The organism is Acidimicrobiales bacterium (assembly GCA_035533095.1).
Taxonomy (GTDB): Bacteria; Actinomycetota; Acidimicrobiia; order Acidimicrobiales; family Palsa-688; genus DATLUM01.
This window is the reverse complement of record DATLUM010000121.1, coordinates 1-8,213: the sequence shown is the minus strand read 5'-3', so window position 1 is coordinate 8,213 and position 8,213 is coordinate 1. Positions and strand designations below refer to the sequence as shown.

At 69.4% G+C, this 8,213-nt stretch carries 9 protein-coding genes; 4 read left to right on the top strand and 5 right to left on the bottom strand.

Features of this window, described 5'->3' with window-relative positions; all coding sequences use genetic code 11:
* Window positions 1-387: 387 nt before the first annotated feature.
* Window positions 388-1,098: a hypothetical protein gene (locus tag VNF71_14730; GenBank protein ID HVA75811.1), complete on the bottom strand. Its 711-nt coding sequence runs from the start codon at window positions 1,096-1,098 to the stop codon at window positions 388-390.
* 124 nt (window positions 1,099-1,222) lie between these two features.
* Here VNF71_14730 and VNF71_14725 point away from each other — a divergent pair, with 124 nt between their 5' ends.
* Together VNF71_14725 and VNF71_14720 are read left to right on the top strand one after the other, a co-directional pair.
* Entirely contained in the window at window positions 1,223-1,432 is a 210-nt protein-coding gene (locus tag VNF71_14725; protein ID HVA75810.1) for a hypothetical protein, read from the top strand.
* Between the two features lie 51 nt (window positions 1,433-1,483).
* Window positions 1,484-2,512 carry a hypothetical protein gene (locus VNF71_14720; protein ID HVA75809.1) on the top strand — a complete coding sequence of 343 codons (1,029 nt, stop codon included), beginning with the start codon at window positions 1,484-1,486 and terminating at the stop codon, window positions 2,510-2,512.
* Between the two features lie 946 nt (window positions 2,513-3,458).
* On the opposite strand, the gene VNF71_14715 is transcribed toward VNF71_14720, so the two are convergent.
* From VNF71_14715 to VNF71_14705, 3 genes are all read right to left on the bottom strand, one after another.
* Window positions 3,459-3,776, bottom strand: coding sequence for a hypothetical protein (locus VNF71_14715; protein ID HVA75808.1), 318 nt, complete (start codon window positions 3,774-3,776; stop codon window positions 3,459-3,461).
* Window positions 3,773-4,204, bottom strand: coding sequence for a hypothetical protein (locus VNF71_14710; GenBank protein ID HVA75807.1), 432 nt, complete (start codon window positions 4,202-4,204; stop codon window positions 3,773-3,775). The genes VNF71_14715 and VNF71_14710 overlap by 4 nt, the downstream gene beginning before the upstream one ends.
* 236 nt (window positions 4,205-4,440) lie before the next feature.
* A complete protein-coding gene (locus VNF71_14705; GenBank protein HVA75806.1) occupies window positions 4,441-5,181 on the bottom strand; it encodes a hypothetical protein in 741 nt (246 codons plus the stop codon).
* Window positions 5,182-5,473: 292 nt separating this feature from the next.
* Here VNF71_14705 and VNF71_14700 point away from each other — a divergent pair, with 292 nt between their 5' ends.
* Together VNF71_14700 and istB are read left to right on the top strand one after the other, a co-directional pair.
* Window positions 5,474-6,862, top strand: a complete 1,389-nt coding sequence (locus VNF71_14700; GenBank protein ID HVA75805.1) for a hypothetical protein — start codon at window positions 5,474-5,476, stop codon at window positions 6,860-6,862.
* On the top strand, window positions 6,859-7,644 hold the full coding sequence (istB, locus tag VNF71_14695; GenBank protein HVA75804.1) for an IS21-like element helper ATPase IstB: 786 nt from the start codon (window positions 6,859-6,861) through the stop codon (window positions 7,642-7,644). The genes VNF71_14700 and istB overlap by 4 nt, the downstream gene beginning before the upstream one ends.
* Before the next feature lie 385 nt (window positions 7,645-8,029).
* Here istB and VNF71_14690 read toward each other — a convergent pair.
* A partial coding sequence (locus tag VNF71_14690) for a hypothetical protein (protein HVA75803.1) occupies window positions 8,030-8,213 on the bottom strand: 184 nt, incomplete at its 5' end.

Genomic DNA, 8,213 nt, shown 5'->3' with positions numbered 1-8,213 from the left:
CAGCCGCTCCGGACGCCTCTGTCAAGCAGGAGCCCCGAACCACGTTTTCCCAGGTCAGCGGGGGTGTCGGAGGGGGACTTGAACCCCCATGTCCCTAAAGACACTAGCCTCTCAGCTCCCCGGGCCCGTCCCGGCCCGTCGTCCGAAATCACATGGGTGCGGCTCCTTCAGAGGGACGTCAGGCGGCTTCGGGGAGGGGTCTGTTGAGGTATCGGGACTCGTGAACTCGTTTGTGTTCCTGGGCCAGGTGGAATGACCAGTAGTCGTCCCAGCAGCTGTTGGCTCGTAGTGCCCGGAGTTTGAGGATCGCCTCTGCTCCTTGGAGGCCCCAGCGGGCTCCGGTCACGTCCATTCTGTCTCTCACGACATGTCGAACGGCGCCTTCGATCACCCCGGTGCCGATCGGCCATCCGATGACAGGGCGGTTGGGTAGTCGAGGTAGGGGGCCTTGGCGAGCAGGTAGTCGGCGCAGGTGTCGGCGTTTTTGCGGGTGGAGTCGTTCAGGCCCATGGTGGTGGCTTTGCGGCGGATGGCGGCGGCCACGATCGACGACCGGCCGTTGAGTACGTCTATGGCTTTGTCCTGCACCCAGTCCTCGGCGGCGGGGTCGCCCTCGTCGAAGAAGCTCCACGCCGAAGCCCAGAGGTATTCGAGGACGTGAACCCAATCGACCAGGATCGTGATGTCGATGCGTCGCGCCGTGGCCTCGGCTCGGATGCGGTCGATCTGGTGGTTGTTGCCGTCCACCAGGGCCACCCAGGGGCGGGTGTGGTCGGGGTCTCGCCGTTCTGCCTCGTCGAAGGCCCGGGAGATGACAGTGGCCGCGTCGTCGGCCACCGAGGCGGTGAGCCACTTGTTGATCGCGGTGGGCGCCTTCTTGGGGGGACCGTCGCCTCGGTGGGCCATCACGTCGTGTGGGGTGCGCACCACCGGGCTGATGGTGTAGACAGCTGCGACCTCGGCCATGCGTTTGCGGTTGGCCTTCTCGCCTTTTGACAGGCGCCCTTTGAGCTTGTTGTCGGAGGCGGCCGCCTTGGCGGCGGTCGCGGCCCGCAGCCCCTCGGGGCGCATGACGATGCGCTGGACGCAAACGGTCATCGCTAGACACCTGGTCGGTTCGCCGCGGGCGGCGGCGGGTTTTCGTTGTGGGGGAAGGAGAATCGGGTCTGTTCGGGGGTCGACCGCCGTCGTCGGGGGGTCCGTCGTCGAGGGGCACTCGCAGGTGGATCTCTACCTGCCAGCCGAGGACGCTGACTTCTTCGACGACCAGGCGCAGGAGGCGCTGGCGTTGCTCGAAGTCGAGCTGGTCGAAGCCGTCGGCGACGCGTGCGGCGAAGTCGCCTATACGGCGGAGGAGCTGGTTATGGCCGGCGAGCTCCTGGTGGCGGGATTGAAGCTGTTGTCGCTCGGCTTGGAGACGCGTGTGCCGTGAGGTTGTCTCGCCGGCGCGGCGTTGGAGGTCGGGAAGGGTGATCAGCCCGGCTTGGTAGAGGTCGGTGACGCGTCGGCGTTCGGCGTCGACCTGGTCGAGTTGTCTGGTGATTCGATCGATCTGGGCGGTGAGCATCTCGTCGTCGGGAACCGCGTCGCGGCCGGCGAGCGCGGCTTCGCCCGCGAGGACCATGTCGGGACGCAACAGTACGTCGCGCACCTGGTCGAAGACGAAGCTGTCGAGCTCGTCGGCGCGGATGGACCGTTCGGTGCAGCGCTGCTCGGGTCCTCCCGCCTTGAACGGGTCGCGGTGCGGGCAGATGTAGTAGCGGTTCGTGGTCTCGCCGTTGCGTTTCTGGTCGGCCGCGAGACGGACTGCGCAGCGGCCGCAGGCCACCAGGCCTCGAAGCAGGAAGGTCCCGGGTGTGGTGTTGCGGGGCGAGAAGCGGGAGTTGTCGCGGACGACGGTCTGGGCTGCGGCGAAGAGCTCGGCCGTGACGATGGGCGGCACCGGCACGCTGACCCAGTCCTCGGGGGGACGTTTGCGTGTGAGGGCATGTTTGTGCCCGGGGTTGGGGATGTTCTCGTAGCGGTACCAGGTGGCGGTGCCCGCGTAGGTGGTGTTGCGCAGCAAGAAGCCGAGCTGGGCGCTCGACCAGATCTGCTGCTTTCCGGATGGCGTCGCAACGCCGTCTTCGTAGAGGTGGCGGGCGACCTGACGGATCGAGGTCCCGGAGGCGTAGTCGTCAAAGATCCGTCGGACGACGGCCGCCTCGGGTTCGTAGACCTCGAGTCGGGCCGGGCTGCCTTCGGAGCGCGGGACTCGCCGATAGCCGTAGGCGACCTTCCCGAAGATGGCCTCACCGGCGCGCACGCGATACAGCTTGCCGCGCCGCGCCCTCTCGGACAGCTTGGCCCGTTCGTACTCGGCGAACAGGCCCTGGACCTGGACGAGGAGTCGGGCTTGGGGGTCGTCGTCGATCGACGGCGAGTCGACGAACGACACGCTGACACCGAAGCGGGCGAGCTCGTCGAGGATCAGGACCTGGTAGGCGAAGGAGCGGGCCAGGCGGTCGGGTGACAGGCACCAGGCGGCCTCGAACGCGCCAGCCTCTGCGGCGTCGCGCAGAGCGTCGAGCCCGGGGCGGTCGAGGCGTGCCCCGGAGTAGCCCTCATCGACGTAGGTGGCCACCATCTCGTGGCCGAGCCCGGCGACGTGGGCCCGTAGCGCTTCGAGCTGCGAGCCGATCGTGCCCCTGGTCGCCTGGGAGTCGCTCGAGACTCTGGCATACAGCGCAACCCTCATGGTCTGTCTCCCTTCGTCGCCCTGGGCGGACGGAGCGCGGCCGGCTGGTTGCGTGCTGGCCCGGGCCTGGGCGTTCGCGAAGGCCCGCCAAAGTCGAGCACCTCGGTGCCGAGCAGGTCGCTCACGGCAACAGCCAGATCGCAGTGGGGGCACAATCCCCCGACGCCGACGCGGGCCATGAACGTCCCGCAATCGTCGCAGCGCTGTGAGCCCAGGGCCCTGGCCGAGCAGGTGGGGCACTCATAGACCGTGATCGGCCGGCGGGGCCGGCCGGGGGCCGGCACGACGATCGGGACGGCGGGCGGCTGGTGCCGGCGCCGCCACGCCTGTTTGCGACAAGCGTCGGAGCAGGAACTGGCCCTCCCCGACGACGTGAAGAGGCGCTCACAGACCGGACAGGCGGTCGTCGCGTCATCGTCGCGCGACGGTGTGCACCCACGGCCGTCTCCTTGGAGTGGCGGTTGCCGGCCGATGGCGTTCCTGCCGATCCCCACTCTCATGATCGCTTCTCCCTTCTTGTTGGCCCAACGGACCGGGGCGGTCCCGTCCCGGCGCAGCTCGCTGAGGGTGTTCGATGGCCGGGCGTTGCCGTGGGCGGCCGCCCGGCTTTGCCTCGCCCCGCTCGAGGGCTCGGTGACACCACCGGCAGCGCGTCGGGCCGGACATCGACCGGACCGAGAATTCGTCGCGCCACGGGTGTTGGCCATTGACGTCGGCTCCGTCATGCTCGCTGCCCCGAGCCGGCCGAACCGGGTTGGCGGCATCTGGTCCGGTCTGCGACCGCGACCAACATCTCGTAGCCGGCGCCAAGCGCGTGGACGCGGGGATCGGCATAGGGCGTCCACGGCGGCCGGGGGGCGCCGCTCAGGCGGGCGGTGAACACCGCTCGGGCAGCCGGGCAGACGATCAGGCCGGCCAGCCCGGCCCGCTCGAAACGGCGAGCGATCGCGTCGCACAGCACGGTGCCGGCCAGCGCCGCTTCCCGCAGCGCCTCATAATCAGCCTGGGCCGCCTCGGCGACCGGCCAGAAGGTCCTCACCGGCGCCTTGCCCGCTCGACGGTCCGCCGGTGCAGCTCGACACCGAAGCGCTGCCTCACCTCGTCAGCCAGTGTCGCCCCCGACAGGCCTGCGGGCGCGCTGAGCAGGTAGGAGACGACCTCCTCGGTCAACTTGAGCGGGCCCCGCCGGCCCGGCCGCTCGTCGAGCAGGCCGATCATCCCTGCCTCGGCGAAGGCCCGCTCGGCGAGATAGAAGCTCGGCCTCGAATACCCGTGAGCCGACGCCGCCCCCGTCACGCTCAGGCCATCGACGACGTGGGCGCGCAGCATCTCATATTTCACCTGCACCTTGTCCGCCGCCAGGAAGAACTGGCCCCCGGCTGCGAACAGCGGCGCGGTCACCGCCTCGGGCCGCTGGTGCAACAAGGCCGCGGCCTCGAGTGCACCGAGGCGAGAACGTGTGCTCATCATCCACCTCCCTGTCGCCGACCGGTGCCGGCAGCAGAAATGCAAGAGCATGAACCCCGCAAGTTCGAGGATCTGGCATCCACCATCGACGTGACTATCCATGATACCTTTGAATGACAATAATAATACGTCTCCGAGAGCTGAAGAACGGGCCGAGAAGGCCAGACATTGCGGCAGACACTGCTAGCCACTATCGCCCTTCCGGCGGAGAGGACGGACTCGACGTCGGCCCCGGTCTACCGCTGAAAACAGGTTCGTTCCGCTCGCGTCACGCACGAGGGTCGTGCGGAAAACGAGCTTTGCGTTCGGCTTATCACGATCCCCTTGCCGTCAGCGGAGACGACCACCACCTGGTCTGTGTCGGCCGCGGGGCGGTCGATGATGTCGAAGAAGGCCTCGAAGTCGACCGCGGCCGCCTGGGTCAGGGCCTCCACTTGGCGTTTGGGGACCTTGGCCGCGGTGGTCCGGTCGATGGCCGCCACCGCCTCGTCGAAGGACCCCCGGGCCGCCTCGGTGGCGGCCACCTGGCGCAACCCGTGGGAGTAGACCTCCCCCGGCAGGTTGAGCCCGGCGTCAGCAGGATGCAAGTTGGGGGCGCCCTTGCGCCGGTAGGCGAGGCGGGCCACCCTGACCTCGCCGAAGATCGTGACCAATGGGCGTTGGTGGTCGTCCTCGGCGTAGGCGCGGGTGATCCCGTCCGCGCCCACGACCTCCTCCAGCCGCTCCTCACGGCCGGCCCGCAGGTCCAGGTGGTCCTGCAACAGCAGGCGGAGCAGTTCGAAGCCGTCGGCGCGGATACGCTCCTCCAGCTCAGCGTGGGTCAGCGTGGCGGCGTCGACGCCGTCAAGGAAGCCGACCAAGGCTTCGAAGGCGGTCCGGCTGGGCTCGAAGTTGTCGTCCCATCGAAGTCCTCCTGAACACAGCCCGCCGCCCGCTGCGCCAGGCTGTCCTACAGCGTCTACGCTGTAGGGAAGCAATCGGTGGATCCCAAGGTGTGGTAGGAGGCAGCCATGGATGATCAGTCCCCGACCACGGCGTGGTCGGCCACCAGAGCCGGGCTGGCCCAGGCCATCGGCTCAATCGACGGGGCGCTGCCTGGCAGCATCGTGGTCCGACGGTGGTAAAGATCACGGGGTTCTCCCCAGTCTCGATCACTGAAATTCCCCAGGGGTGAGGGGTGGTGGGCCTGTTGGAAGGGTCCGCCGTTTGGGTTGGGGGCCCCTCGATGCTGGCGGTGTCCAAGCCGTCCAGATCGAGGAGCCCTACCCCATGTTCTCAGTGGGAGAAGACGTGGAAGCTGATGCCTTGTTCAAGCGGGGATGGTCGATCTCGGCTATCGCCCGCCATTTGGGCCGGGACCGCAAGACGGTCCGGGCGTATCTGGCCGGGGAGCGCTCCCCGGGGGTGCGCCGCCCGGCGGGGCCCGACCCGTTGGCCCCGTTCGCCGGGTACGTGACCGCCCGTTTCGGCGACGACCCGCATCTGTGGGCGTCGGCGCTGTTCGACGAGGTGGTGAGGCTGGGGTATGACCGTTCGTACCCGAGTTTCGTTCGTCAGGTCCGCGCCGCGGGGCTGCGCCCGCATTGCGAGGCGTGCTCGGGGGTGGGCGGCCGCGAGACGATCGAGATCGCTCATCCCGCGGGTGAGGAGATCCAGTGGGACTGGTTCGAGCGGCGCCGGGCGCCGTGGGGGGCGACAGCGTATGTGTTGCTGGGGACGTTGTCGCATTCGGGACGGACCCGGGCGGTGTTGGCCGACGCCATGGACCAGGCCCATTTGATCGAGGCCATGGACGCCGTGATGCGCCGCCTGGGCGGCACCGCCCGGCGGTGGCGGACGGATCGTCTGGCCACGGTGATCGTGCCCGGATCCGCCGAGGTGCAGGCGTCGTTCGCGCCGGTGGCGAAGCATTACGGGGCGGTGGTGGTGGCCTGTCCACCGCGGCGGGGGAACCGCAAGGGGGCGGTCGAGTGCGGCGTGAAGTTCTGCTGCGGGCGGTGGTGGCGGACCATGACGGCCACCACCGTGGCCGACGCCCAGGTCAGCCTGGACCGGTTCTGGGCCACGACGGGCGACGCCCGGCTGCGCCCACCGGGCCGTTACGCCGAGCCGGGCAGCCTGGCCGGCGGGGTCCGCCCGGCGTGGCCGACCGTGGCCGCCCTGGCCGACGCCGAGGTGTTGATGGCCCTGCCCCCGGCGCCCTACCCCGCCACGGTAGAGGTGACCGCCACGGTGGATGACCGGGCCACCGTCGCGTTCCGGGGGAACCGGTACTCGGTCCCGCCCGGCCTCGGCGGGCTCGAGGTACGCGTCGCGCACCGCCTGGGCACCGCCACGGTCGAGATCTTCTCGCCGACGGGGGCGGTGTTGGGGTCGCACCGGATGGAGGCGCCCGGGGCGGGGGCGATCGTGCGCGACGAAGGGCATCGCCGGGCGCTCGAAGCGGTCGTGCTGGGCCAGTTCTCGACCGCCCGGCCCTGTGACCGCAAGGCTAACAAACCGCCCGGGGCGGCCGCCCAAGCCGAAGCGGCCCGTCTCGGCGGGCTCGACCCCCTCGAGGCGGCGACGCCGACGGTGGACCTCGACGGCCTGGCCGAGATCATCCACCTGGCCTTCCCCGGCTCCACCACCGTCACCGACAAGGGGCTGGGCGCGTGAGCGAATCCTCCGACTACCAAAAGCTGCGGGCCCATCTGGCGTTCCTGCGCATGACCGCCGCGGCCGAGGCCCTGCCCGGCGAGCTCGACCACGCCCGGACCGCAAAGCTCGGCCACCAAGCCTTCCTGGAACGGCTGCTGGCGGTCGAGGTCGCCGCCGTCGACGCCCGCCGCTCGGCCAGCCTGGCCCGCTTCGCGTCGCTGCCTTCCCCCTTCACCCTGGCCGACTTCGACTACTCCGCCCAGCCGTCCGTCGACCCCAAACTGATCGGCGAGCTGGCCACCCTGCGCTTCGTCGACGACGCCACCAACATTTTGCTCATCGGGCCGCCCGGGGTCGGCAAAACCATGCTGGCCGTCGGGCTCGGCCACGCCGCGGTGGCGGCGGGGATGCGGGTCTACTACACCACCGCCACCGAACTGGCGGCCCGCTGCCAGCGCGCCGCCCTCGAGGGCCGCTGGGCCACCACCATGCGCTTCTACGCCGGACCCAGGCTGCTCATCATTGATGAAGTCGGCTACCTGCCGATGCCGGCCGAGGCCGCCGCGGCCCTGTTCCAAGTGGTCAGCCAACGCTACTTGAAAGGCTCGATCGCGTTGACCACCAACCTCGGGATCGCCAGCTGGGGCAAAGCCTTCAACGACGACCCGATGATCGCGGCCGCCATGTTGGACCGCCTTTTGCACAGATCGGTGGTCCTCAACATCAACGGCGACAGCTACCGGATGCGGTCGCATCGGGCCCGGGCCGACGCCACCCGGCGGGCGGTGGCCGGATCATGACCGACCACCCCACCCCCCACTCCCCGTCATGTTACGATGGCGTCACGATAGCCTGCCCGATCTGCCAGAGGGCGTTCGCCGCGTCGGGGCGGCGCACCTACTGCTCCGATGCCTGCAAGGCCGCCGCCTACCGACGACGACGCGTCAACGGCCACCCGCCCGTCACCATCCCCGACCCCCGGCCTCGCCGGCCCGTCACCATCTACGAATGCGACAACTGCGGCGCCCGGGCCCTCGGCGATCAAAGATGCGACGAATGCCGAACTTTCATGCGCCGAATCGGCATTGGAGGCTGCTGCCCGGAATGCGATGAGCCAATTGCCGTCCAGGAACTTCTCGGCCAAGGAGGTGACCGCGCCACCTCATGAGCTAGCCTGAACCCGGCTCACCACCCCGCCCACACCTGGGGAATTTCGGTGATCGACACTGAGGAATTTTCGCGATCCGTACCACCGTCCCGGCGCAGCTCGCTGAGGGTGTTCGATGGCCGGGCGTTGCCGTGGGCGGCCGCCCGGCTTTGCCTCGCCCCGCTCGAGGGCTCGGTGACACCACCGGCAGCGCGTCGGGCC